The 25,658-nt window shown below is 62.6% G+C and carries 18 protein-coding genes; 10 read left to right on the top strand and 8 right to left on the bottom strand.

All coding sequences use genetic code 11. The features are described from left to right. Nucleotides 1-12: 12 nt before the first annotated feature. Nucleotides 13-3,432 (bottom strand): aminotransferase class V-fold PLP-dependent enzyme, encoded by a 3,420-nt coding sequence (locus GBEM_RS07955; protein ID WP_012530017.1) that lies wholly within the window; start codon nucleotides 3,430-3,432, stop codon nucleotides 13-15. Beyond that, nucleotides 3,433-4,497, bottom strand: a complete 1,065-nt coding sequence (locus GBEM_RS07950) for an L-histidine N(alpha)-methyltransferase (protein ID WP_012530016.1) — start codon at nucleotides 4,495-4,497, stop codon at nucleotides 3,433-3,435. 155 nt (nucleotides 4,498-4,652) lie between these two features. Here GBEM_RS07950 and GBEM_RS07945 point away from each other — a divergent pair, with 155 nt between their 5' ends. After that, complete coding sequence (locus tag GBEM_RS07945) at nucleotides 4,653-5,153, top strand: DinB family protein (protein ID WP_012530015.1); 501 nt, start codon at nucleotides 4,653-4,655, stop codon at nucleotides 5,151-5,153. Between the two features lie 15 nt (nucleotides 5,154-5,168). Further along, on the top strand, nucleotides 5,169-6,347 hold the full coding sequence (locus GBEM_RS07940) for a hypothetical protein (RefSeq protein ID WP_012530014.1): 1,179 nt from the start codon (nucleotides 5,169-5,171) through the stop codon (nucleotides 6,345-6,347). A 12-nt stretch (nucleotides 6,348-6,359) separates the two neighbouring features. Here GBEM_RS07940 and GBEM_RS07935 read toward each other — a convergent pair whose 3' ends face one another. Then, entirely contained in the window at nucleotides 6,360-7,118 is a 759-nt protein-coding gene (locus GBEM_RS07935; RefSeq protein WP_012530013.1) for a 3',5'-cyclic-nucleotide phosphodiesterase, read from the bottom strand. Between the two features lie 189 nt (nucleotides 7,119-7,307). Next, on the bottom strand, nucleotides 7,308-7,523 hold the full coding sequence (locus GBEM_RS07930; protein WP_012530012.1) for a tetratricopeptide repeat protein: 216 nt from the start codon (nucleotides 7,521-7,523) through the stop codon (nucleotides 7,308-7,310). 347 nt (nucleotides 7,524-7,870) lie between these two features. Here GBEM_RS07930 and GBEM_RS07925 point away from each other — a divergent pair, with 347 nt between their 5' ends. From GBEM_RS07925 to mobA, 6 genes are all read left to right on the top strand, one after another. Beyond that, nucleotides 7,871-12,358 (top strand): DEAD/DEAH box helicase, encoded by a 4,488-nt coding sequence (locus GBEM_RS07925; protein ID WP_012530011.1) that lies wholly within the window; start codon nucleotides 7,871-7,873, stop codon nucleotides 12,356-12,358. A gap of 245 nt (nucleotides 12,359-12,603) precedes the next feature. Further along, nucleotides 12,604-15,783, top strand: a complete 3,180-nt coding sequence (fdnG, locus tag GBEM_RS07915; RefSeq protein ID WP_012530010.1) for a formate dehydrogenase-N subunit alpha — start codon at nucleotides 12,604-12,606, stop codon at nucleotides 15,781-15,783. A gap of 3 nt (nucleotides 15,784-15,786) precedes the next feature. Further along, on the top strand, nucleotides 15,787-16,575 hold the full coding sequence (locus tag GBEM_RS07910; protein WP_012530009.1) for a 4Fe-4S dicluster domain-containing protein: 789 nt from the start codon (nucleotides 15,787-15,789) through the stop codon (nucleotides 16,573-16,575). Then, nucleotides 16,568-17,182: a formate dehydrogenase subunit gamma gene (locus GBEM_RS07905; RefSeq protein ID WP_012530008.1), complete on the top strand. Its 615-nt coding sequence runs from the start codon at nucleotides 16,568-16,570 to the stop codon at nucleotides 17,180-17,182. The genes GBEM_RS07910 and GBEM_RS07905 overlap by 8 nt, the downstream gene beginning before the upstream one ends. Before the next feature lie 30 nt (nucleotides 17,183-17,212). Beyond that, entirely contained in the window at nucleotides 17,213-18,055 is an 843-nt protein-coding gene (locus GBEM_RS07900; RefSeq protein ID WP_012530007.1) for a formate dehydrogenase accessory protein FdhE, read from the top strand. Between the two features lie 12 nt (nucleotides 18,056-18,067). Continuing rightward, nucleotides 18,068-18,742, top strand: coding sequence for a molybdenum cofactor guanylyltransferase (gene mobA, locus GBEM_RS07895; protein WP_012530006.1), 675 nt, complete (start codon nucleotides 18,068-18,070; stop codon nucleotides 18,740-18,742). A 105-nt stretch (nucleotides 18,743-18,847) separates the two neighbouring features. Here mobA and modF read toward each other — a convergent pair whose 3' ends face one another. The 4 genes from modF to GBEM_RS07875 all read right to left on the bottom strand — a co-directional run bounded on the left by modF (nucleotide 18,848) and on the right by GBEM_RS07875 (nucleotide 24,555). After that, complete coding sequence (modF, locus tag GBEM_RS07890; RefSeq protein ID WP_012530005.1) at nucleotides 18,848-20,305, bottom strand: molybdate ABC transporter ATP-binding protein ModF; 1,458 nt, start codon at nucleotides 20,303-20,305, stop codon at nucleotides 18,848-18,850. A 323-nt stretch (nucleotides 20,306-20,628) separates the two neighbouring features. After that, nucleotides 20,629-21,798 carry a cysteine desulfurase NifS gene (gene nifS / locus GBEM_RS07885; protein WP_012530004.1) on the bottom strand — a complete coding sequence of 390 codons (1,170 nt, stop codon included), beginning with the start codon at nucleotides 21,796-21,798 and terminating at the stop codon, nucleotides 20,629-20,631. Then, complete coding sequence (gene nifU / locus GBEM_RS07880) at nucleotides 21,795-22,649, bottom strand: Fe-S cluster assembly protein NifU (RefSeq protein ID WP_012530003.1); 855 nt, start codon at nucleotides 22,647-22,649, stop codon at nucleotides 21,795-21,797. The genes nifS and nifU overlap by 4 nt, the downstream gene beginning before the upstream one ends. A gap of 481 nt (nucleotides 22,650-23,130) precedes the next feature. After that, entirely contained in the window at nucleotides 23,131-24,555 is a 1,425-nt protein-coding gene (locus GBEM_RS07875) for a phosphoglucomutase/phosphomannomutase family protein (protein WP_012530001.1), read from the bottom strand. A 234-nt stretch (nucleotides 24,556-24,789) separates the two neighbouring features. On the opposite strand from GBEM_RS07875, the gene GBEM_RS07870 reads away from it, so the two are divergent. Both GBEM_RS07870 and GBEM_RS07865 read left to right on the top strand, forming a co-directional pair. After that, entirely contained in the window at nucleotides 24,790-25,083 is a 294-nt protein-coding gene (locus GBEM_RS07870) for a PxxKW family cysteine-rich protein (RefSeq protein ID WP_012530000.1), read from the top strand. 89 nt (nucleotides 25,084-25,172) lie between these two features. Next, nucleotides 25,173-25,625 (top strand): NUDIX domain-containing protein, encoded by a 453-nt coding sequence (locus GBEM_RS07865; protein ID WP_012529999.1) that lies wholly within the window; start codon nucleotides 25,173-25,175, stop codon nucleotides 25,623-25,625. Nucleotides 25,626-25,658 lie beyond the last annotated feature (33 nt).

Below are 25,658 nucleotides of genomic sequence, written 5' to 3'. Positions count from 1 at the left end.
GCTCCCCTCGTCTCAGCGGCAGGCTACGAAACGCACCGCCTGGCCGGTATCCCGCAACAGCTCCCGCAGACGATCCAGCACGTACTCTATCTCCCCGTCGTCGTTTGCCCGTCCCAGGGAAAAACGGACGGAGCAGTGTGCCTGCTGCGGCGTGAGCCCCATGGCAAGCAACGCGTGGGAAGGGTCCGGGTTTCCGGACTTGCAGGCGGAGCCGGACGATAGCGCCACCCCGTGGCGATCTAACAGCAACACCAGCGACTCGCCGCGGATCCCCGGCAGCTGCATGTTGAGCGTGTTGCAAAGGCGCCGCTTTTCCGGGCCGTTTTTACTCGCGCCGGGTACTATGCCGAGAATTCCCTGCTCCAGCCGGTCGCGAAGCCGCGCCAGCCGCTCCGGCTCGCCGGCGAAGAGCCCCGCCTGCGAAAGCTCCACTGCCTTGGCGAAACCGACGATCCCGGGAACGTTTTCGGTCCCGGCCCGAAGCCCGTGCTCCTGCCCTCCGCCGGTGATGATCGGCTCCAGTTTTACCTCCCGACCGATATAGAGTGCACCCACCCCTTTGGGACCGTGGACCTTGTGGGAGGAGAGGCTGACCAGATCCGCCCCCAACTGCTCCAGGTCCAGTTCCATCTTGCCCAGCGCCTGCACCGCGTCGCAGTGAAAGAGCGCCCCCATCCGATGTGCAATCCGCGCCAGTTCGGGCACGGGCTGAAGCGCCCCCGTCTCGTTGTTGGCGAGCATCACCGAGACCAGCAGGGTGTCCCGGCGGATCACCCGCTCCAGCTGTTCCGGCTGCACCACCCCCTCCCGGTCCACGTCCAACACGCTCAGTTCGTACCCCTGGCGGGAGAGGGCGCGGCAGGTGGCGAGTACGGCGGGGTGCTCGATGCTGCTGGTCACCAGGTGGCGCCTGGAGCCGTCTGCAGCCAGCGCCGCTCCGCGCAGGGCGAGGTTGTCCGCCTCGGACCCCCCTCCGGTGAAGACGATGCGCCGGGCGGTGCAGTTGAGCGCTTGAGCGACCTGGCGCCGGGCATCCTCCAGCGCAAAGCGGGCGCGGCTCCCCTTGCCGTGGATGCTGGAAGGGTTCCCCCAGTCGCCGCCAAGGTAAGGGAGCATCGCCTCCCGCACCTCCGGGCGAACCTCTGTGGTGGCGTTGTGGTCCAGGTAGACCTGGCGCAAAGCAACGACGGCCGGGGTTAGCCCTTCGGTGAAGGTGGACCCGATGGACTCAATGGACCCGGTGGACGACTTGGAACTGGCGGAGTCGGCAACGAAAGTCTCTGCCTTGCGCACTCGACAGAGAAGGGTCTTGTAGACGGGGAAGCCGGAGATGGGATCGTAGCGGCCGGGGTCGGTGAGTTGGTTCACGTTGCACTTTTGCCAGGCCTCGGAACCCAACGGCCCTCCCCCTCCCATGGCGGCGTCGATGCTCCCGCGCACGATGCCGCTGGTTAGCCTTGCTGTAAAAAGTGCCTGCCCCCTCGGGGTCTCGACCCAGACCCGCTCCCCCTCCCCGACCCCGAGCTCTGCCGCATCTTCCCGGTTCAAGGTGACCGGCGGCTCGGGAAGCGGGTCGGACAGGTCGCGCACGCCGTGGTGCTGGCTGCGAAAATCGTGCATCGTACGCGCGCCGGAGTTGAATACCAGCGGGTATTCACGTGCCAGCTGCGGGTCGGCAAGCGGCCCCTCCCCAGGCTCGGTGTAGACCGGCAGCGGCGCGTAGCCGTTTTCCGCGAGGATGGAGGAGGCGATCTCGAACTTGCCGCTGGGGGTGTTGAAACCGGGTTTCCCGTCGGGACGCAACAGCCCCTTTTCCCATTTCTTGTACTGCATCATCACGGCAGCAACCCGCGCTTCCCCCCCCTGCGCCCGCACCTCTTCCAAGGAAAAGCCGCTCCCCTCAAGGGCGAAACGGAGCATCTCCTCCTCGCTTTGCGGGTACAGCTCGCCGTACCCCAGGCGCCGGGCCAACTCCGCCAGGATCAGGAAGTCGCTACGCGCCTCCCCCTGAGGGAGGACCAGCCGCTCCCTTATCTTGAAGAGCGGGCCGTACCTCATGTAGGAGGTGATCTCGTAATAGGTAGCGGCGGGGAGGACGATGTCGGCATAGGCCGAATCGGCCGTGTGGTAGCGGTTGATGGAGACCATGAAGTCGAGGGAGGACAAGGTCCGGCGCCACAGATCCGGATCCGGCCAGGCGGTGATGATGGAGCCTCCCAGCACCAGTAGCGCCCGCACCGGATAAGGCTTTCCTTCCAGCACGGCCTCCGGGAGCACGGCGGCATGGGATTCGCCCCGGTAGGCGCTGTAGATCGGGAAACGGTCGCGCCCAAGCGCCTTCTTCAGATCCGGGTTTCGAATCAGGCGGGAACGGTTCTGGGGGAAGATATTCTCTTTCATCCGGAACAGCACTCCCCCGGGGACGTCGAGCTGCCCGGCCAGCGCGAAGAGCGTGAAGACGGCGCGAATCGCCTGCACCCCGCTATCGGAGTACTCAAGCCCCGTGTACATGACCGGTGCCGCGCCCCGGACCGAGGCGATGCGGCGCGCCAGGTTCCTGATGTTATCCGCCGGGACTCCCGAAATCTCTTGCACCGCTTCGGGACGGAAGTGCTGCACCAGCGTACGGAGTTCGGGGAAGCCGACGGTCCAGTCGCGGGCAAAAGCCTCGTCGTAAAGCTCCTCTTCCACCAGGACGCCGATCAGGGCCAGCGCCAGCGCCCCGTCGGTTCCGGGACGAATCGGGATCCACTGAGCACCCGCCTCCCGCGCGGTCTCCCCAAGCCGCGGATCTATCGCGACCACCTGCGCCCCTCGCGCCCTTGCCGCCAGGATCTGGCGGTGCGCCAGGGGAGGCGAATCGGTAGCCGGGTTGGCGCCCCAGATCACGATCAGTTCCGACTGTTCGAGGTCGGTCTCCATGGTGATCAGCATCTCTCCCATGGTGACGTGAGGGGCGATCATGGCGAAGGAAACGTAGCAGAGGGCGCCCACACCAAGCGTGTTTGGGGACCCAAAGGGAAAGAGAACGTTGGAGGCTGAGGAAACCGCGGCGTCCGCCGGCTGGAACAGGTCGCAAAGGGCCATGTCGAAGCTGCCGCGCCCGGTGTAGATCGCCGCCCCCTCCGCCCCGTAGCGCGCCTTCACCTCGTTCAACCGCGTCACGATGGTCTCGAAGGCCTCGTCCCAGGTGATGCGCTCGAAGTCGTACCCCCCCTTGGGGCCTATGCGCTTGAGCGGATAAAGGAGCCGGTCCGGGTCGTGCACGATCTGCGGGGAGTGGCGCCCGATACGGCAGAGGATACCCATCGGGCTTCCAGCCTGGGGCTCCACCGCCACCAGCCTCCCCTGTTCAAGGGTCACGGTGACCAGGCAGCCTGCCGGGCAGATGCCGCACATGCCGTTACGGGTCTCGCGGCTATGCTCCGACATCTATGACCTCCCCGATTGGCCGCTATACCTTGGCAAGCGGCGCAGCAACAAGAGCGCAAACCAGCGCCGCTCGTCGCTGAAGACCTGCTCGGTGCCGAAGCCGCAGCGGTTCAGCTCCGGGATCACCTGCTCCAGCCGGAACTTCCGGGAGATTTCGGTCCGCACCGATTCCCCTTCGGCTATGGTAATGGCCCTCCCCGGGGGTTGAAGGAGGAAAGCCTGCCGCTTCGTGAAACAGGCGTCGATCTCGATCTGCTCCAGCTCCGCCTGGTAACGCGCCGAATGCTCGATGGACTCGAGGTCTATGGCACTGCCAAGTTCGCGGTTCATCCGGGCGAAGATGTTGCGGGTAAAACGCTCCGTTACTCCAGCCCTGTCGTTGTAGGCCGCCTCCAAGACCGAACTTCTCTTCACCAGGTCCAGGCCCAGGAGTAAGAAGTCGCCCGGTCGCATCGACGCCGCCAGGGCGAGGCAGAAGCTAGTCATCTCGAGCCGGCTGAAGTTGCCGATGCTGCTCCCCAGGAAGGTCACCAGCACAGGGGAGAGCTGCGAAAGAAGCGGGAACGCTTCAGCGTACTCGCTGTTCACCGCGATGACGCGGGCAGCAGGAAACCTCGCCGAGATGCTTTTGCAGGCCCCCAGGAGCGCGGTCAGGCTCACATCCACCGGAAAATAGCAGACCGCCTTGGAGCGCTCCAGCCAGGCTCTCAAAAGATTATCCGTCTTCGCCGCGCTGCCGGCCCCAAGCTCCATTATGTTCGTCGGTCCGGTGAGGGCCCTGATGCGGGCGGCGTTGGCCGCGAGGATCGAGGCCTCGGTACGGGTAAGGTAGTATTCCGGCTGCGCGGTGATCTGGTCGAAGAGGATGCTCCCCTGCGCATCGTACAGGAACCTGCTCTCCAAGCGGCGCGGCGGAGACGCGAGCCCTGCCGCGGCCGAGCGCGCGAAATCCTGCACCGGGTCCGCAGCGGCCGACGGCCGCACGATTCTAGGGCCTCGGCCTCGGCTCGCTTCACTGAGTTGGCGGCAGATTTGGGGTTCGGGCGAGGCGAAAAAGGTATCCATGGCTCCTCCTTGAGGGTTCCCAGAAGTAGTAGATTATAAGCTGCTAATTATAACCGTCAACGCTCATGATAAAGGCGACGCTCGCCTTTGCATTTATGAACCCGGGCCAGTAGAGTTAGGGTGTGAAAAATCAGAGGCCGGCAAGGAGGGGTCACATGAAAGAGGACCGTTCGCTGAGAAAGGAACTCCTCGACCTGCTGGAAGGGGGCAACGCCCATTTCAGCTTCGAGGAGGTGCTCGCCGGGCTGCCGCCGGATTCGATCAACCGGAAGCCCCCAAACACGCCCTACTCGCTCTGGCATTTCGTGGAGCACCTGCGCATCGCCCAATGGGACATCCTGGAGTTCATCCGGAACCCGGCGCACGTCTCGCCGGACTACCCCTACGGTTACCGCCCGGCCGCGGGTTGGAGAACCGACGTTGCCGGGTGGGAAAGAAGCTGTGCCGGGTTCCTGGCGGACCTCGAAGCGCTAAAGGAACTGGTCAGGGACGAGCGGAACGACCTTCTGGCTCCGCTGCCGCACTCCCCCTCTTACAACATCTTGAGAGAGGTCGTGCTGGCGGCCGACCACAACGCCTATCACATCGGCGAGATCGCTATTATCCGGCAGGTACTGGGGCTGTGGCCCGCGGACAACAGGTACCTGACCGGCTGAGAGAAGGGAGCGGACATGGACAAAGAGAACAACATCATGCTGGTCGGCGACATCATGCTCGACTTCGCCGGGAGCACCGGGCTTACCGACCCCGACCGGGCGCCGCGGCGCTACCTGTGGACCGACGCCTTCGCCGTCTGCAACTTCCTGGAGCTTTACCGTCGCTCTCATGACGAAACCTGGCTGGAGCTGGCGCGGCAGTTAGTCGACCAGGTGCATCACGTCCTCGGGCGCCACCGGGACGACGGCCAAGCGAGCGGCTGGTTGAGCGGTCTCGACGAGCAGGAGGGAGAACTACACCCAACCATCGGGGGACTGAGGATAGGGAAGAAGCTTCCCGAGCGCGCCCCGGACGAGCCTGCAGACGAGCGCCTGGAGTGGGATCGCGACGGGCAGTATTACCACTACCTGACCAAGTGGATGCACGCGCTAAGCTGCATGACCCGGGTCGCCGGAGACGTCACCTACCTCAGGTGGGGCATGGAACTGGCCCGGACCGCGCACCGCGCTTTCCGCTACGCCGCGACGCCGGAGGGGTCGCCTGCGCTGCAGTGGAAGATGAGCATCGACCTGAAGCGCCCGCAGGTCCGTTCCGCCGGGCTGCACGACCCGCTGGACGGCCTGGTCACCTACAGCGAATTGCGGTCGCTTGCGGGAGACTTCGCCGTAGACGGGCTGCCGGACCTGGGAGAGGAGATCGGGGAACTGGCGGCGATGTGCCGCGGCAAGAGCTTGGCCACCGACGACCCTTTAGGCATCGGGGGGTTACTGTGCGATGCCAACTGGATGGAGCTGCTGGTGATCAAAGGGGATTTTCAGCATCTGCGCCTCTTCCGGCAGGTACTGGACGACAGCCTGGCGAGCCTGGAGAGCGCGGGGGACGGTTTCCTGGAACTTCCGGCGCGCTACCGGCTGGCGTTCCGCGAACTGGGATTGTCGATCGGGCTTAGGGGGGTAGCGAACCTGGCGAGGCTCGTGGTCGAGTTCCAGGAGGATCACGACCCCGATCTGCTCTTCGAGCTCACCCCACGCATCGAGGCGCTTACGCCACACCTGGCGATGGTGCCGAAGATAGAGCGGTTCTGGCGGGAGGAGCGGAACAAGGGGACCGAGCATTGGAAGGAGCACCGGGACATCAACATGGTGATGCTGGCGACAAGCCTCGCCCCCGAGGAGTTTTTGCAGGCGGGTTAGGCATTGGCGCATTCACAGGTCATAGACGTTTCCGCCGCGCAAAAGCTCGACCCCCGGAAGACGCAGGGCCGCAAGCTCCGCCTCGATCCGGTCGTAATACTGCGGTTTCAGATGGGTAATCAGGATGCGCGGGGGGAGTTTCGGCAGTTTCGCCAGCTCCTTCCCCAGGAGCATGGGCGTCAGGTGACCGGTGAGAAGCGCTATCTCCGCCATGTCGCTCGGGAAGGAAACCTCGACGATCAGCGCCGCCAACTCCCCGGCCAACTCCCAGATGCGCTCGGTGGGGCCGGTGTCGCCTGTGTAGAGCAGCGAAGTCCCCCCCCTGCTCACCCGATAGCCGACCGCAGGGACGGGATGGTTCACGGGGGAGGCCAGCACCTCGTAATCGCCGACCGCGAAGGACTTATCTACCGGGATCGGCTGGTAGCGCAGCACCGGGGCCTCGGGCGTGGGGATGCGGGTGAAATCGGGCCAGATGACGCCGTTCATCAGGTGGGTGCCGAGAGCCGCGAGGACTTCAGTCGTGCCGCGGACCTGGACGGTCCGGGAAAGTCGGGAGACGACGATGTTATCGGCCAGAAGCGGGATGCCGCGGATATGGTCCAGGTGCGAATGGGTCACCAGGATGTCGTCGATGCGCCACTGCTCGTCCTCGCTGAGCACGGCACCCACGGTCCCGGCGTCCAGGAGCAAAGAGTCGTCGATCAGAAAAGCCGATGGACTGTGTCCGGGGAATTCGGCACCTGAACAACCTAGTACGCGTAATCTCACAGATTTCCTCCCCTCCCTAACCCTCCCCCTCCGGGGGCGGGGACTCCGCTTCGCTCCGGGATCGAGAATTACCCCCCAAAAACGAGTACCTGCCCACGGCAGCGTGCAGCGCGAAGGCGGAGCCTGCCCACCGTAGCCCAAAGGGCGAAGGCGGAGCCTGCCCACCGTAGCCCAAAGGGCGAAGGTCGGCTATTTCGGCAATACCGCCAGTCTTTCCTGCGCCTGTTTCGCAACCGGGCTATCGGGATATTTGTTCACGATCTCCTGGTAGAGCTGCTTTGCGTGTTCCCTGTTGTTCTGCTTTTCCTCGAACTGCGCGGTGTCGAAAAGCTCCTTGCCCTTGTCCGAGTTGCACGCACCCGTCAACGCAAGCACCAGCATCATCAACAGTACGGATTTCTTCATCTATATCTCCTTTTGATTCCGGCGGGTTCTTGATGCCGCGGGCATCAAGGACGACCTTCGCCTTGAACTCAACGTAGGTTGCCGCAGTGTAAATATCACTTGGTACTCTTTGAAGACAACTATTTTGTCTCATCGAAATCGTGAAATCGCCGCTTTTGTCGTTGAGGAACGATAAGGGCAATGTCACATCCGTTTGCTATGCCTTTCCCGCTGCTTTGTATCGTGACGTCGCGTGCTGCGTCAGCCTCTCTAGTTCCTATCGGCTGGAGTCAACGCGGCTCAAGCAGAATCGAAAGATGACTGCGAGAAAACTTGATTAACTTCCCTCTTGACCTAAAGTCATAGCTATGCCGGAAAACGTCCTGAAATATTTCCACCCGCTGATAGCCGACTGGTTCAGGGAAACCCTGGGAGAACCGACACTGGTACAGTCGCGCGCCTGGAGCGAGGTGATGCAAGAGCGGCACGTGCTGGTGACTGCCCCGACCGGAAGCGGGAAGACGCTGGCCGCTTTCTTGTGGGCTATCAACCAGTTGGTGACCGGCGCCTGGCCCTGCGGGGAAACGAGAGTGCTCTACGTCTCCCCGCTTAAGGCGCTGAATAACGACGTGCGCCGCAACCTGACCGCGCCGCTTTTCGAATTGCGCCAGCACTTCGCGAAGCACCGGGTTCCCTTCCCCGATATCGGGGTAATGACCCGCAGCGGCGACACACCAGGCGACGAGCGCCGAAGGATGCTGCGCCATCCCCCGGAGATCCTGATCACCACACCCGAGAGTCTCAACATCCTCCTTACTTCAAAGGGAAGCAGGGCGACGCTCAACGGCGTCGCCACCGTAATCCTGGACGAGATCCATGCGGTCGCCGGGGGGAAGCGGGGGACGCACCTGATCACGGCGGTGGAGCGGCTGGTGCTCTTGAGCGGTGAATTCCAGCGCATCGCGCTGTCGGCCACGGTGCGGCCGCTGGAAACGGTGGCGGATTTCGTGGGGGGGCTCCGACAAGTCGGAAGAGAGCATGTTCCCCGGCCCATCTCCATAGTCCGCGGGGACCGCGGGAAAAGCTTCAGCCTCACTATCAGCGCTCCGGATGAGGCTGGGGAAAAACGAGCTGCGGACGAGTTATGGCCAGCGCTCACGGCCCGATTCGCGGAGATCATCGAGCGGCACCGCTCCACCCTCTTCTTCGCCAACAGCAGGCGCACCACGGAAAAGGTCACCCGCCTGATCAACGAGCTCTCGGGCGAGGAGCTCGCCTATTCCCATCACGGCTCCCTGTCGCGGGAGATCCGCCTGGCCGTCGAGGAACGGCTGAAGCGCGGCGAGCTGAAGGCGATAGTGGCAACCAACTCGCTGGAATTAGGCATCGACATCGGTCGGCTGGACAGCGTGGTGCTGATCCAGACGCCCCGCTCCATCTCCTCCGCCATTCAGCGCATCGGCCGCTCGGGGCACGGGGTGGGAGAGGTGAGCTCCGGGATGCTCTTTCCCACCTACGGCATGGACTTCGTCTCGGCGGCAGTCATCGCCCGCGCCATCGCCGACGGCGAGATCGAGGAGGTCCGCCCGGTGGAGAACCCACTCGACCTGCTGGCCCAGATCGTCCTCTCCATGGCACTGGCCGAGACCTGGCAGTTGGACGACCTTTACGACTTCCTGAAGGGGTGCTACCCGTACCGGAACCTTTCCCGGCAGCAGTTCGACCTGGTGATCGGCATGCTGGAGGGAAGATACGCGGACTCGCACGTCCCCGAGCTGCGCCCGAGGGCGACGGTGGACCGGCTGGAGCAGACCATCTCGACCCGCCCCGCGCTTTCCATGCTCATCTACCTGGAGGGAGGGACTATTCCCGAGAGGGGGTACTTCGAGCTGCGCCTGAAGGAGAGCGGCGCCAAGATAGGGGAGCTGGACGAGGAGTTCGTCTGGGAGCGGAGGATCGGGGACACCTTCGCGCTCGGGGCGCAGGTCTGGCAGATAACGGAGGTGACCCACAGCACGGTCCTGGTGGTGCCGGCCAGGAAGTCGCAGCAGATCATTCCCTTCTGGAGGGCGGAGGAGCTGGACCGCGATTTCTTCTATTCCGAAAAGATCGCCTCGTTCCTGCAGCACTGCGACGAGCGGCTGGGGGAGCCGGAATTGATCGAGGAGCTGATGCAGCGGCATTTCATGGACCGGGACGCGGCTCGGGCGCTGGAGAGCTACCTGAAACTGCAAAAGGAATCGACCAATGCCCCCCTTCCCCACCGCCACCATCTGCTGATCGAGCAGTTCCGCGACCCGGCCGCAGGGGCGGAAACGGAGCAGATCATCCTGCACACCCTCTGGGGGAACGCGGTCAACCGCCCGTTCACCTTCGCGCTCACAGCAGCCTGGGAGAAGCGCTACGGCTACCCGCTGCAGGCCTTCTACAACAACGACGGGATCGCGCTATTGCTCCCCCACGACCTGGAGCAGCCGGAGCATCTCCTCGAACTGGTCACGCCGGAGAACATCGAGCCGCTGCTCAGGGAATCGATGGAGGGGACCGGCTACTTCGGCGCGCGCTTCAGGGAGAACGCAGGGCGCGCGCTGCTGCTGTCCCGAAGCAACTTCAAAAGGAGGATGCCGCTTTGGCTGAATCGCCTCCGCTCCAAGAAGCTCCTCGCCTCCGTGCTCAGGTACCGCGACTTCCCTGTGCTCTTGGAAACCTGGCGCTCCTGCCTTAAGGATGAATTCGACCTGGTGAACCTGAAGCGGCTTTTGGAGGAGATCCAGGATGGGAGCATCTATCTTACCCGGGTCCGCACCACGAAAGCATCCCCCTTCGCCCAGGGGCTCATCTGGCAGCAGACCAACAAGTACGTCTACGAGGACGACACCCTGGGGGGCGGGCGGCGATCGGCGTTGGGAAGCGACCTCCCCAAGGAAATGGCGCTCTCCGCGCACCTGCGCCCGCGGCTCCCCGCCGAGTTGGTGCGGCTCTTCGAGCAGAAGCGGCAGCGTCTGGCCGCGGGATACGCCCCCGATTCCCCCAGGGAGCTGATCGACTGGGCGAAGGAAAGGCTCCTGATCCCGTTTTCGGAATGGCCGCTGCTCCTTGAAGCGGTCAGGCGCGACAGCGGCTTAGCGGAAGAGGAGCTGCTGCCGCAGATAGCCGGGCGGCTGGTCGCTTTGACGCTGCCGAAAACTGAGGCCCCGCTGGTGGCAGCCGTCGAGATGATCCCGGAGCTGGCCCGGGCTTTTGCGCTGGAGAAAGAGGAGCTGCCCTGGTCGCCGCTCGCCGGCGACGAGCGTATGACGGCACTTTTGCAGGAGTCGCTGGACCGGCTCTGGGAGCGTAACAGTCTTGCCACAGACGAGGGAGCTGAGGAAGAAGAACCGGCCGCGGCAAGGTCGGTGGCAAGGTGGCTGAGCTATTACGGTCCTATAGAGGTAACCAGGCTGCAACTGACTTTGGGGCTCTCCGACCAGCTGCTGCGCGATACCTTGCAGACGCTGGAAGAGACCGGCGCCATGCTGATCGACCAGTTCACCGAGGCGGCAACGGAGCCGCAGATCTGCGATGCAGTCAACCTTGAGGCGCTGCTGCGCATGCTGCGCAGATCGAGAAAGCCCGCCTTCGAGGCGCTGGATCTCTCCCGGCTCCCCCTGTTCCTGGCGACGGTGCAGGGGCTTGCCGCTCCGGGGAGTTCCGCGGACGACCTAAGGGACAGGCTGGAGCAGCTGCTGGGCGCGCCGCTTTCGGCACCCCTCTGGGAAGAAGAGGTTTTGCCCGCCCGCCTTGCCCCCTACTTCGGGGCCTGGCTGGATAGCCTCATGCAGTCCAGCGACCTCCTTTGGTTTGGCTGCGGCCCGAAGAGACTCTCCTTCGCCTTTCCGGAGGACTTGGACCTGTTTCAGATTCAGGAAAGGGAGAATGCACCTCTGGAGCCGGGGGCCAAGCCCCCCTCCCCTCTTATCCCCGATCCCCGGGGGCACTACAGCCTCACCGCGATCTGTCTCATGTCGGGCCTCTCCCCGGCGACGGTGACGAAGCAACTCTGGCAAGAGGCCTGGAGCGGGGAGCTCGGCAACGACTCTTTCGCTGCGGTGCGCATGGGGATTCTGAACCGGTTCGAGCTGCCGCAACACGCCGCGAGCCACAGCCGGCACCTAAGGCGCCCGTCCGGAAACCGCTGGAGCCGCGTGCAGGAAGGCCCGGGCAATTGGTATCTACTCCCGGCGCAGGAAGGGGCGACCGACGCGCTGGAAATAGAGGAGAGGAACAAGGACCGGGTGCGCGTGCTGCTGGAGCGCTACGGCATCCTCTTCAGGGAGCTTCTGGCGCGCGAGCTCCCTCCCCTGCAGTGGAGCCGGCTGTTCAGGACGCTGCGCATCATGGAGATGTCCGGGGAGGTGCTTTCGGGGAGCTTCTTCACGGGCATACCGGGGCTGCAGTTCATCTCCCCGGAGGCGTACCGGCAGCTTGAGCGCGGGATGCCGACGGACGCCGTCTACTGGCTCAACGCCGCCGACCCCGCCTCCCTTTGCGGCATCGGGCTTGACGGGTTGCCGTATCGCCTCCCCGCCCGCCTCCCCTCGACCCACCTCGTGTACCGGGGCGCAGAGCTGGTGCTGGTATCGAGGCGTTACGGCAAGGAGCTTGAGATTAAGGTGGAGCCGGACGACGAGAGGCTCCCGGAGTACCTGCGCTTTTTCCACACCCTCCTTTCCCGCGACTTCAACCCGCTGAAGAGAATCCAGGTCGAGCGGATCAACGGGGAGCCCGCCGCGTCCTCTCCTTACGCCGGCGCCCTGCTCTCCTTCGGGTTCCAGCAGGCCTACAGCGGCCTGGAGCTGTGGCGAAAATACAGCTGATCCTCCAAGCAGTCCCCACCTCCCATAACGAAGTAACAAGGTTCTACCACATCCGCACACATGCCCTCGCCCCTAAACATATCCTCTACACCGCGCCAGAGAATTTTTTGTATCTTAAGTTGAAATTACAAATGTATAGGGATAAGATGAGAACGCCTGGCTTTTCATTATAATGAAGACACGACGTTTTAAAATTGACGCAGAACAGGTGGGTTTTCCAACAGTAAAAAACGGAGGAAGCAGCCATGGAAGTGTCACGGAGGAACTTTTTAAAGATCTCGGGTGTCGGCGTGGCGGCGACCACACTGGGGCTCAACCTCGATCCCGTCGAGGCGAAAGCCCAGGAACTCGCCATCCAGCACGCCAAGGAAACCACGACCATCTGCCCCTACTGTTCCGTCGGGTGCGGCATGATCGTGCACACCCAGGGCGACAACGTCATCAACGTCGAAGGGGATCCGGACCACCCCATCAACGAAGGGGCCCTCTGCCCCAAGGGTTCTTCCGTGTACCAGCTGCGCGACAACAAGGCGCGCATCACCAAGCCGATGTACCGGGCCGCCGGCGCCGCAGCCTGGCAGGAGGTGACCTGGGAGTGGGCGCTCGACCAGATCGCCAGAAAGACCAAGGCGACCCGCGACGCCTCCTTCGTCCCCACCAGTAAGATAAAGGTCAAGGAGAAGGTCGCCGGGGTCGAGGTCGAGAAAGAGATCGAGGCCGAGGTGAACCGTACCATGGGTATCGCCTCGGTCGGCAGCGCCGCGCTGGACAACGAGGAATGCTACCTGTACCAAAAATTTTTAAGGGGGTTGGGCCTGGTGTACATCGAACATCAGGCGCGCATTTGACACAGCGCCACTGTAGCGGCTCTGGCAGAGTCGTTTGGACGCGGTGCGATGACGAACCACTGGATAGATTTCAAGAACGCCGACGTAATCCTCATCATGGGCGCGAACCCCGCCGAGAACCACCCGGTCGCCTTCCGCTGGATCCTGAAGGCGAAGGAGTCGGGGGCGAAGGTCATCTGCGTCGATCCCCGCTTCACCCGCAGCGCCGCAAAGTCGGACCTGTACGCGCCGCTGCGCTCCGGAACCGACATCGCCTTCCTGGGCGGGATGATCAACCACATCCTGCAGAACAAGCTCTACTTCGAGCAGTACGTGGCCGAGTACACCAACGCCTCCTATCTGGTGAGCGGCGACTTCAAGCTCCCGGGAGAGCTGGACGGCCTCTTCTCCGGGTACGACCCGCAGAAGCGGAGCTACGACGTTAAAAGCTGGTCCTTCCAGAAGGAGGCCGACGACAGCATCAGGAAGGACCCGACCCTGCAGGACCCGAACTGCGTGTTCCAGCTCCTGAAGAAGCACTACAGCCGCTACACCCCGGAGCTGGTCTCCAAGACCACGGGGACGCCCAAGGAAAAGCTCCTGGAGGTGTACCAGCTCTACGCCTCCACCGGCAGGCCCGACCGCGCCGGCACCTCGCTTTACGCCATGGGGTGGACCCAGCACACGGTCGGCACCCAGAACATCCGCACCATGTCCATCATCCAGCTCTTGTTGGGGAACATCGGCGTCGCCGGAGGCGGGGTGAACGCGCTGCGCGGCGAATCGAACGTGCAGGGATCGACTGACCAGGGACTTTTGTTCCACATCCTCCCGGGCTACATGCCGGTCCCCTCGGCCGACCTTCCCACCACGGCTGCCTACATCGAAAAGCACACCCCGAAGAGCAAGGACCCGCAGAGCGCCAACTGGTGGGGTAACCGCAACAAGTACCTGGTCAGCTACCTGAAGGCGATCTACGGCAACAACGCCACCAAGGAAAACGACTTCGGCTACAACTGGCTCCCGAAGCTCGACCCGGGCATGAACGGCTCCTGGCTGATGATCTTCGACAACATGCTCAAGGGGAAATTCAAGGGGTTCTACGCCTGGGGGCAGAACCCCGCCTGTTCCGGGGCGAACTCCAACAAGGTCCGTAACGCCCTTGGGAAGCTCGACTGGATGGTGGCGGTCAACCTCTTCGACAACGAGACCGCCTCCTTCTGGAAGGGACCGGGGATGGACCCGGCCAAGGTGAAGACGGAGGTCTTCTTCCTTCCCGCGGCGGCATCCTTCGAGAAGGAAGGCTCCATCACCAACTCCGGGCGCTGGGCCCAGTGGCGCTATGCGGCGGTCAAGCCGCTCGGGCAGAGCAAGCCCGACTCCGAGATCATGAACGACCTGTACCAGGCGATCAGGGTTCTCTACGCGAAAGAAGGGGGCGCGCTCCCCGATCAACTTTTGAAACTTACCTGGAACTACGGCTTCAAAAGGGCCGACGGCAGCATCCGCTCCATCGACATCCACCAGGTGGCCAAGGAGATCAACGGCTACTTCCTCCAGGACGTCGCCGAGCCCGCCAAGCCGCTCAAACCCGGTGAGGCACCCCCGAAACCGCCCCAACCCTGGGAAGCGAAGAAGCTTCTCGGCAAAAAGGGAGAACTGGTGGGAGGTTTCGCCCAGCTCCAGGCCGACGGGAGCACCTCCTGCGGCTCGTGGATCTTCTGCCAGAGCTACAACGAGAAAGGGAACATGATGGCCCGGCGCGGCAAGAAGGACCCCACGGGCCTCGGGATGTTCCCGGAATGGAGCTGGTGCTGGCCGGTGAACCGCCGCATCATCTACAACCGCGCCTCGTGCGACCCAAGCGGCAAGCCATTCAACGTGAAAAAGGCAGTGGTCTACTGGAACCCGTTGGCGGTGCTGCCGGACGGCAAAATGGGGGCATGGGTGGGCGACGTCCCCGACGGCCCCTGGCCGCCTCTTGCCGCAGGAGCGGAGGGGAGAAAGCCCTTCATCATGAGGGCGGACGGGGTGGCCGCGATCTTCGGTCCGGGGCTTAAGGACGGCCCCTTCCCCGAGCACTACGAGCCGATGGAGTCGCCTCTGGCCCAGAATCTTCTCTCCAAACAGCTCAACAACCCGGCCGTAAAGATCTTCAAGGACCCCGCGGTGAAGGAGGACATCCTCGCCAACGCCGACCCGCGCTTCCCGCTGGTCGCCACCACCTATCGCGTCACCGAGCATTGGCAGACCGGCGTCATGACCCGCAACACCCCTTGGCTATTGGAACTGCAGCCGCGCCAGTTCTGCGAGATCAGCCAGGAGCTCGCCAAGGAAAAGGGAATCGCCAACGGCGACCTGGTCGAAGTCGCCTCCGCCCGCGGCAAGGTCGAGGCGGTGGCCATGGTGACCGTGCGCATGAAGCCGATGAAGATAGGGGACAAGGTCGTGCACCAGATCGGCCTCCCCTGGTGCTTTGGCTGGCACACCCCCGGCGTGGGAGACGCCGCCAACCTGCTGACCCCCACCGCGGGGGACGCCAATACGATGATTCCCGAGACCAAGGCGTTCATGGCCGGGATCGCGAGAAAGGGGTGAGCCATGGCCGACACTATTAATCAAAGCGGCCGTAAAGGCTTTCTTGTCGATACTTCCAAGTGCATCGGCTGCCGCTCCTGCCAGGTGGCGTGCAAGCAGTGGAACAAACTTGAGGCGGACAAAACCGCCAACATGGGGAGCACCGAGAACCCGCGCGACCTGACCCCGGCGCTCTACAACCGCATCCGGTTCATCGAGCAGGAGAGTTCAGGCCAGACGGTATGGCAGTTTTTGAACCAGCGCTGCATGCACTGCGGCGACGCGGGGTGCATCAAGGTCTGCCCCTCCCCGGGTGCCTTGTACCGGACCAAGGAAGGGAGCGTCGTCTTCAACAAGGAGAAATGCATCGCCTGCAAGTACTGCGTCTCGGCCTGCCCCTTCAACATCCCGCGCTACGACAGCAACGACAAGGTCGCCAAGTGCCATCTCTGCTATGACCGGATCGCGGCCGGGATGTCCCCCGCCTGCGCCAAGGCGTGTCCCACCCAGGCGCTGCAGTTCGGCAACCGCAACGACCTGATCAAGAAGGCCACGGCCGCCAAGAAAAAGCTCTACGGGGTGGATGACCTCTTGGGGCTCGGGGTGGTCTACGCGCTGGAAGGGCCGCCCGAGCAGTACGGTTTGCCGGCGAAACCGGAGATACCCACCTCGATCTTCCTCTGGAAGGACGTCATCAAACCGCTGGGCATCCTCGGTTTCTGGGGGAGCATCGGCGCGGTGCTGCTGCACTACGTGACGGTCGGCCCGCAGCGCACCGAGGAGACGGAAGAGAAGGGAGGAAGTCATGAGTAACTACATCGAGCGCTTCAGCACGCGGCAGCGCGTGCTGCATTGGATCGTGACCGCGAGCTTCTTCACCCTGGTCCTCTCCGGGGTGGGGCTCTTCTCGCGCCTGTTCAACGGCTACTTCAACTTCTTCGGCGGTGGGCAGAACGCGATCCTCATCCACAAGATCGCCGGCCCCATCTTCTTCCTGAGTTCGGCCTATATGTACCTGGACCACAGGGCGGAGATCTCCAGCTTCGACAGCAACGACATGGAGTGGTTCAGGAAGGCGGGGGGCTACCTCTCACGCGAGCCGCATCATTTCCACATCGGCAGGTACAACCCGGGGCAGAAGATGTTCGCCCTGTTCATAGCGGTAGCCACCCTGGTATTGGGGATCACCGGCCTCTTCATCTGGGTCCCCACAGCTTTCCCGCGCTGGATCGTGCAGATCTCGCTGATGCTGCACGGGCTGATGTTCGTGGGTTCCATCATGTTCATGGTGCTGCACGTCTACCTGGCCACCATCGGCAACCCGGGGACGGTACAGGGGATGCTCTACGGAGACGTCCGCAAGGATTGGGCGCGTCATCACCATCCGAGATGGTACCGGGAGCGGACCGGCGGGAAATAAACCTTGAGACCACACAGACAGGAGCCGGAAATGTACAGCACGGAGAGGAAAATCGAGGCGCTGCAGAGCGCGGTGCACCGGGCGCCGGAATATGCGGCCATCGCGCCGTTCTTCGCGGCGGTCTACCACTACCAGTTGCAGCACGAAGGAGGCACCGGCATCGGGGTCGAACTGGCCGGAGTGGATCAGGAGCAAAGAAGCTCGAACGGCTTCCCGCTCATCTCCCCCTCGGAGCTGAGGGTGGACCGGTTGACGCTGGTCACCTTCCTGGCCGGTTTGGTGACGGTGCTGGAGGCGGAGAGCACGGAGGGGGCGGCGGCGCTACGGAATATCGGGGAGGCGTTGCAATCCGGGAAGCTCGACCCGGAGCCTATGCTGGCGGCCATATTGGAGCGGCGCCGCGCCCCGCTGGACGAGGCTTCCCTGGCACTTGGTGTGCCGGGAGCGCTTCTTGAGTACATCCTGGAGATTCCGCTGAAGGCAGCGCTGGAACCTTGCGCCGCCGTGCTCGGCGCGGGGGCCTTCCCCGGGTGGCACGAAAGCATCTGCCCCGTTTGCGGCGCGCGTCCGGCCATGGCAGAGCTCTCAGGCGACGAAGGGGAGCGCCGCCTCTGCTGCTCGACCTGCAGCTACAGCTGGTCCTTCCGCAGGATCAAGTGCCCGTCCTGCGGCTGCGAAGACCCGCAACAGCTCTCCTACTTCACCGCAGGCGAGGGGGCGACCCGGGTCGATACCTGCCGGGCTTGCAGCAGGTACATCAAGACGCGCGACACAAGGAAGGGTGGGAGCGAGGTGCCGCTGGAGGTGGAGGATCTGCTGACCATCCACCTGGACCTGCTGGCGTCCAGAGAAGGGTTCGTACGGGGCAAGTAGAAAGGACATCTTATGAAGAAGACAGGAGCAACAAGACGGCAGGTCGCCGCGGGCGGTATCACCGGGGTCATCCTGGCGGGGGGGGTCTCCAGCCGCATGGGGAGCAACAAGGCCCTGCTCCCCTACCGGGGCGGACGCTTCATCGAGTCGATCCACCGCCTGCTCGGAGAGCTTTTCGACGACGTGCTGCTGGTCACCAACACGCCGGAGCAGTACGACTTTCTCCCCTGCAGGAAGGGAGCTGACCTCTACCCAGGGATGGGGACCCTGGCGGGGTTGCACGCCGGGCTGCAGCAGAGCCGGACCCCGTACATCTTTGCTGTTGCGTGCGACATGCCGTACCTGAACCCGGAGCTGATTGCCATGCTGGCGGGGTGCCGGGACCGGGGGGACGTGGTGATCCCGCACGGAGAGAAGGGGGCGGAGCCGCTGCACGCGCTGTACGGGAAAGGGTGTCTCCCGGCGATGGAACGCTCGCTTGACGCCGGGAGGCGGCGCATCGTCTCGTTCTTTCCGGAGGTACGGGTCTGGGATGTAACGCCGGATGAGGTAGCGCGCATCGACCCCAGCTTCGACTCCTTCAAGAACATCAACACGCCTGACGACTACTTCGCCCTTAGAGAAGAGGAGCGCGCGTTTTGCCGGCTCTACACCCCGACGAGCGGCGCTATGACCGTCGCAGGATAGGGATCTCTCACCCGTTGCTTCATTTGAGGCCGGTGCTCGAACGAAGTGTCTCCCCCTCCCGTCAAGGGAGGGGGAGAGCTGGAAACGGAATGAACCGCGTCTATCTCAATGGACGATCTTGCCGGTGTAGCCGCCGCCTGCGGCGGGGACCAGTTCCATGTGGTTGGCGATGCAGGGAATCCGGTCCTCGGAGTGATGGTTCACGTAGAGGATCTGGGTGTCCCCCGTCCTTCCCAGGTGATCCACCAGCTTCAGCACCATCTCCCGGTTCACGTCGTCCAGTCCCTGGCACGGTTCATCCAGGATCAACAGGTCCGGCTGCTTCACCATAGCCCGGGCCAAAAGTACCAGCCTCTGCTCGCCGTAAGAGAGCTCGCGGAAGGTGTCGCCGGCGCGGTGGTTCATGTGCAGCAGTTCCAGCCATTCCTGGGCGATTTCGAGCTGCCTGGGGGAAGGGTCTGAATAGACGCCGATGGAGTCGAAGAATCCGGAGATAACCACCATCTTGGCGGAACCACCTACCCGGTAATCCTGCTGCAGCGTAGTGGAAACCAAACCGATCCGCTTCTTGATGTCCCAGACCGTCTCGCCGGTCCCCCGCTTCCTGCCGAAAAGAGCGATGTCGTTGGCGTAGGCCTGGGTGTTGTCCCCGCTGACGAGGCTCAGCAAAGTGGATTTCCCCGAGCCGTTCGGCCCCGTTATCTTCCAGTGCTCCCCGGGCGATACGGTCCAGGAAAGCCCGGACAGAATCGGTTTCCCGCCGTAAGAGACTTTCACGTCCTTCATCTCGACTAGCGGCACCCCAGCCGGAAGCGGCTCAGGGCGGTGCGCGCAATCTATCTCCGGTAACCGATCGGGAAGGGTGTAATGAAAGGCGTGGAACCGGCGCAGCGCCTCGGAATCGAGCATCCCGTTCTTGGTGCCGCTCATGAAGATGCGGCACTCTTTCAGGTAAGCCACGTGCGTGATTTCGGGGACGATCTCGCTGAAGCGGTTCAGGAGCAGGATCACCCGGATGCCGCGCCCGATGCAGCGGCTGATAAGGGTGCGCAGCACTTCGCAGGAATGCTGGTCCAACCCGTCGAACGGCTCGTCCAGCACAAGCAGCTCCGGTTCCAGCAACAGGGATTTGCAGATCAAGACCTTGCGCATCTCTCCGGTGGAGAGGAACTTGATGCCCCGCTCCAGGATGCCGGTGAACTCCATCTCCTGGGCGAGTTCGAGCAGCGTCGCCTCGTCGGCCTGGGAGCCGGAGAGGATGAACTTGGCCACCGGTGTGCCTTGGGTGACGTAACCGAGAAAGTCGGAGTCGTCGTTGTAGCGTTCCGTTTCCAGGAGCTCGTCGATCTTCTCGAAGGAGACGTACCCGGCTTTGGCCGGGATGCGGCAGATGCCGGAAGCGACCTTCAGTTCGCCGCAGAGGAGTTTCCCCAGCGCCGATTTCCCCGAACCGTTGGCCCCGATGATGGCCCATTGCTCGTCCGCTTCAATGTTGAAGGTGATCCCTTCCAGGTTTTTCCCGTTGTGTATCTTGGCTACTGCGTCCTGCAAAACGATATTCACTGTTCCATCCGATATTTATTCGCCGCACTTGCGGCGTCTTGATGCTTAGTCGGTAGGTGTTTCCCACCTTAGAGCCCTTTCCCGAAGGAGGGGACTGGCTCCGCCAGGTGCCTGTCCCCTTAGAGCTTTGGGGAAGGTGGCTGAGCTGAAAGGAGCGTTCCACTAGAGGGACAGGCACCTAACGGAGCCAGTCCCTTCTGCCGCGCACCCTCTCTCTCCAGCAAGGCCAGTGTGGTACCAACACCGTTCGCTAATAGAGCATAAATAAAGGGGTGAGCGAAAGTCGCTCACCCCTTGGTCATTATGAATCTGACAGCGGGGTCCTACTTGTTCAGGAACTCCCTGCCAAACGGCGACATCTGGCGCAGGCGGCTGATGATCGGGGGGAGTTCCTTGATCACGGCATCGATCTCGGCGTCGGTGGTAAACCTGGAAAGCGAGAAGCGGATGGAGCCGTGGGCGCAGGTAAAGGGAACGCCCATAGCGCGCAGCACGTGGGACGGCTCGAGGGAGCCCGAGGTGCAGGCACTGCCGGAGGAGGCGCAGATTCCCTTCTCGGAGAGGAGCAGCAGTATCCCCTCCCCTTCCACGAACTCCATGGCGATGGAAAGGGTGTTGGGGAGGCGGTTGGTGCCGCCGCCGTTGATCCTGGTGTTGGGGATGAGCGCGGTCAGTTCGCGCTCCAGCCTGTCGCGCATCTCGCGCACGCGCCCCGCTTCCTCGGGCATGTGCAGGTGGGCAAGCTCGCAGGCCTTGCCCATGGCGATGATGGAGGCGGTGTTCTCGGTCCCCGCCCTGCGTCCGCGCTCCTGGTGCCCGCCGACCAGAAGCGGACGGAACGGCGTGCCGCGGCGCACGTAAAGAACGCCTACCCCTTTGGGGGCGTGCAGCTTGTGCCCGGAGAGGGAAAGCAGGTCGATGGCGGATTCAGCCATGTTGAGCGGGATCTTGCCCACGGCCTGAACCGCGTCGGTGTGGAAGAGCGCGCCCTTTGCCTTCACCATCTTGGCGGCTTCCTCGATGGGGAAGATGACGCCGGTCTCGTTGTTGGCGTACATGAGGGAGACGATGACGGTATCGTCATCCAGCGCCGCCTCGAGTTCCTTGAGGTCGAGTTGCCCGTTGCCGTCCACGTTCAGTTCGGTGACCCGGTAACCGCGCTTGGTGAGGTTGCGGCACTGGGTGAGCACCGCGGGGTGCTCGACACGGCTGGTTATGATGTGGCGCTTCTCGGGGAAGACCTCCAGCGCGGAACGAATGGCGGCGTTGTCGCTCTCGGTCCCGCAGGCGGTGAAGACGATCTCGTCGGGGAGCGCACCCAGAAGCGCGGCGACGCGGCTGCGTGCCTCGTCCACTTTCTTTTGCACCTGACCGCCGAAGAAGTGCATTGAGCTCGGGTTGCCGTACAGCTCGCAGAAATAGGGACGCATCTCCTCGAAAACCCGCTCGTCCACCCTGGTGGTGGCGTTGTTGTCAAGATAGATCTCTTTCATCCCTGAACCTCCTGCACGGTGATGTCAGGAGAAACCATCTCACGCAGCTTCTGCTCGACAAATTTCGCGGTGTTGCCGGAAGAGGCGCAGCCGGCGCATGCCTTGCGGAAGGCGACCTGCACGTTGGCACCGTCGATGTCGATCAGTTCGAGGTCGCCGCCGTCGGCCCAAAGCTGGGGACGGATCTCGTTCTCCAGGGTCTCCTGGATCAACTGCATCTTCTTCAGGTTGGTGAGCTTCGTCGGCCTCTCCGGCGCGGCCTTCTTCTCCTCGCCCATTACCTCGGCGATCAGCTCCTTGATCTTCGGGATGCAGCCGCCGCAGGCGCCGCCCGCCTTGGTGAAGTGGGTCACCTGTTCGGCGGTGTGCAGTTTGTTGGAGGAGATGACCTTCTTGAGGAAGATATCTGTCAGGCCGAAGCACTTGCAGACGATCTCACCCTCGGTCTCGACGTGGTCGTGTCCGTGCTTGGGCGCCTCGACGCCGCGGTATTTGGCGATGGCGACCTCGAGCGCCTCCTGCCCCATGACCGAGCAGTGCATCTTCTCCTCGGGGAGCCCCCCAAGGAAATCGGCGATCTCCTGGTTGCTGATCTGCAGCGCCTCGTCCAGGGTCTTCCCCTTCACCATCTCGGTGAGGGCGGAAGAAGACGCGATGGCGCTGCCGCAACCAAAGGTCTGGAACCTGGCATCGACGATCCGTTCTTTTTTCTCGTCCAGCTTTATGAACAGCTTAAGCGCGTCGCCGCAGGCCAGGCTGCCCACCTCGCCAACCGCATCCGCATCGGTAATCTCTCCCACGTTCCGGGGGTTGAGGAAATGTTCTTTAACTTTATCTGTGTAGTCCCACATAGACCCTCCCTTCTAATTAGTCCGGGTATCATAGCGCAGAGCTGATAGAAAGAAAACCCCAAAACGCGCTTATAACTACAGCACGTCAGTCAGGTATACCTCCCCGAGTAAACATCTGCGGGGAACTGCAATTCCCGCTCCGCACGCCCGTCCATTGACCGATGACGAAGACTTCGCCCGACATAACTATCGACAATTTGGTTGAAAAAATTTCTTCCCACAACGTATGGCGGAGGTACATGAAGTAAAGGCGCCCCCGCGATCTGTGTAAGAAAACAGCATAAGCAAGTATGAAGATATAGCGCTCCAAAAAAATGGGGCACGGAGCTGCAATCCGATAATCCAATGAGAGAAGGTCCGATCACCCTCCTGTCATGGTGTTTCAGATTCATCCGCGTCCCATTTTTATTTTTTTTAAACTCGCCCCGACTCGCTTGGGGCGAAAAAACGCCATCGCTGTCGATTGTGGAACGCTTCCGGCTTACGCTTTGCCCACGATGAATTCGCGGCCGGCTTCCAAAAGCGCCTGCAGGCGCGCCTCGTTGGAGGCCTCGGCGTAAAGCCGCACCACCGGTTCGGTCCCAGACTTCCTGAACAGGAGCCAGCTCCCGTCCTCCAGGATGAACTTGTTGCCGTCCACCGTCACCTTCTGCTTTACCGATACTCCTGCGAAGCCTGCGGGGGTGGCCGCGATGCGTTCCGGGAAGACTTCTTCCAGTTCCGGCGACAGCGTGATGTTGACGCGCTTGGTGAGATAGCGCCCCACCTTCTCGTAGAGCTGCTCCAGCAGAGCCCTCACCGGCTTGCCTTCGCGCGCGACCATCTCGGCCACCAGCAGGCAGGCCAGGATGCCGTCCTTTTCGGGGACGTGCCCCTTGATGGTGAGCCCGGCGCTCTCTTCGCCGCCGATGATGATCTTGTCCTGGCTGATCAGCTCGCCGATGAACTTGAAGCCTACGGGCGTCTCGAAGACCTCGATCCCGTGCAGCTTGGCCACCGCGTCCACCAGATGCGAGGTGGCGACGGAGCGCCCTACCCCGCCGGTCATCCCCTTCACCCGGACCAGGTAATCGAGGAGCAGCGCGATGATGTAGTTGGGCTCAATGAAGCTGCCGTCGCTATCCACGATGCCGAAGCGGTCCGCGTCGCCGTCGGTGGCGATCCCCAGGCTGATGGAAGGGTCCTGCTGCACCAGCCGGATGAAGTCCTGGATGTATTTCTCGGACGGTTCGGGGGGGAATCCGCCGAAGTAGGGGTCTCGATTGGCGTTCATCTGCACCACTTTGACGCCGTGGGCCTTGAGCGGTTCGGCGAGGTAGCCGCGGGCGGTGCCGTAGAGAGGATTTACGGCGATGGTCCCCAACTTGGCGATGGCGGCGAAATCGACCTTGGTTGCCAGATCCTCCAGGTAAGCCTGCATCGGGTCGATCTCCACCAGGAGCCCCTTCTGCATCGCCTCGTCGATGGAGCACTCCGTGTAGCAGATCTCTCCCGCCATCTCGTTGGCGCGGTTTTCGATGTCGGTGGTGGTCTGCGGCAGGGCAGGTCCCCCCCAGGAGGGGGAAAACTTGATGCCGTTATATTCGGGGGGATTGTGGCTGGCGGTGAAGTTGATGGCGCCTGCCGTGCCGCGCCTGAGGATCTCGAAAGCGATTACAGGGGTGGGGGTGTCGCGGATGCAAAGATAGGTGGTGATGCCGGCTCCAGTCAGCACGCGGGCGGCCTCACGGGCGAAGGATTCGCCCATGAAACGGGAGTCGTACCCTACGATGATTCCCTTGCGCGCCTCGCCGGAGGCCTTGACGTTGTCCGCAATGGCCTGAGTGACTACCTTCACATTCTCAAAGATGAAATCTTCACACATGATGCCGCGCCAGCCAGAGGTGCCGAAAGTGATACGCTGCATAAATCCCTCCTAAAGAATTGAATAGGCACCAGATGGTGAGGCGAACACCCGCTCGCCCCGATGGAAGGGGGCGAAATCACAGCACCAAGCGACCTGAAAAATAATTACTAGAGATTAATGCATCGCTTTTGGAGAGTCAACTTTTTACGGAAAAAAGTGGGTTGACATTTTTCTTTCGAAATTGGTATGGTAGCTTTTATCAACGATTACGAAGGAATTCAGGAGGCTTAAAACATGCAATGTCAAACCGTACTTCCTGGTGCCGAGTGCACTTTCATGGGCAAACAAGGTTGTGTATTCACTGAAGGCGCTTGCCAGCCGGTAGTGGAAAATTGCGAGGGTTGTGACAGGGTCGTCGACGGCACCATCGGGAAGGTTTGCAGCGCATACCCCGCCCCCGAGAAGAAATGGTCCGCAGGCATCTGCAACTTCGCTACCCACGTGAAGGTTGAGCTCAAGACCGACGACGCCAAAGTCAACCCGCTGAAAGCATCCAAGAAAGCAGCAGGCGCCAAGAAGAAGAAGTAGCACACACCGAAACACGCTGTACCTTAAGGGGAGGACCGATACCGATGTCCTCCCCTTTTTTTGCTCGAAATCCCTCGTGGAGGTGACCCATGCCCTTTGACTATCTGGCCTGCCCCGCCTGCGGCACCAAGGTCAAGCAGTACAAGAACCCTCTCCCGACGGTAGACGTCATCATCGAGCTGCCGGAGGGGATCGTTTTGATCGAGCGGCGCAACGAACCTTTTGGGTGGGCGATACCCGGCGGCTTCGTCGATTACGGCGAATCTCTTGAGGCCGCCGCGGCCCGGGAGATGCTGGAAGAGACCTCGCTCGAGGTTACCGGCCTGAGGCTCTTGGGATGCTATTCCGATCCTTCGCGGGACACCCGCAGTCATAATATCTCCACAGTGTATGTCGCCACGGCCGCAGGCACCCCGAAGGCAGGAGACGACGCCGCCAACCTGGCGGTGTTTCCCATCGACAAGCTGCCGCAGCCCCTTTGCTTCGACCACGGCAAGATCCTCTCCGACTACCGCCAAAGAAAAGAAGCGGGAACCATCTAGCACCGCTTCAGCGAGAGCTAAAAAAAAGGGGCG

The organism is Citrifermentans bemidjiense Bem, from assembly GCF_000020725.1.
Classification (GTDB): domain Bacteria; phylum Desulfobacterota; class Desulfuromonadia; order Geobacterales; family Geobacteraceae; genus Geomonas; species Geomonas bemidjiensis.
This window is presented reverse-complemented; position numbering and strand designations above follow the sequence as displayed.